General features: G+C 32.8%; 1 protein-coding gene. It reads left to right on the forward strand.

The window, feature by feature from the left end; genetic code table 11:
- The coding region (locus GO621_RS18725) for a DUF6438 domain-containing protein (RefSeq protein WP_232335718.1) at positions 1-587 on the forward strand (587 nt) is incomplete at its 5' end.
- Positions 588-720: the final 133 nt, after the last annotated feature.

The raw sequence follows: 720 nt of genomic DNA on the forward strand, positions 1-720 counted from the left end.
GTGGTAACGTTATGAAGACAATCAAACTTACAACGACAATTATAATTTTAGTTACGCTTTTTGGCTGCTCAGCCAACAAAAAAGATTATCGACAGAATGTAATAAATAGAATTGTGTTTGCGACAGGTGGTTGCTTCGGAACTTGCCCTATCCAAGTTATTGATATTGATAGTTCACTGACTTTTAAATATCATGGAGTTGAAAATACAAACAATATTGGGTTCTACTCCGGTAGAATAACTAATGGATTTTGGGATACATTAAATCTCAAACTTGAGAGTATAAAGTATCGACAGCTTGACACTTCTTATGAACATTCTGTAGACGACCTTTCTACTGAACTTTATGTTTATTCTGATGGAAATAATGTAAAACATATTAGCGGACAATCTGCAAGTTTACCAGATAGCATAATGACAGTTTACAGGTGGTTGTTAACATCAATAAAGCAATTAAAATTTGAACGCACAACTAACAATTTCATTTTTCCAACCTTGACAGAAAAACCATTACCAAAGTCAACAATAGATCATGTCAAATTCCCACCGCCAGAAATTGATTCAAATAAAAAGAAACGCTACCACTAACATTGGTTTGGCAAAAAACTGGCGGACGGAATAAATATCAACTTTTGTTTTGCTATTTTGCTTCAGTTTCGGCTGAAGGAACAAAATTTAACTTGTAAAAATAGTATTGAACTTTAGAACATTAATTTAACTT

The sequence above is a fragment of the Mucilaginibacter arboris genome (genome assembly GCF_009754915.1).
GTDB classification, from domain to species: Bacteria; Bacteroidota; Bacteroidia; order Sphingobacteriales; family Sphingobacteriaceae; genus Mucilaginibacter_A; species Mucilaginibacter_A arboris.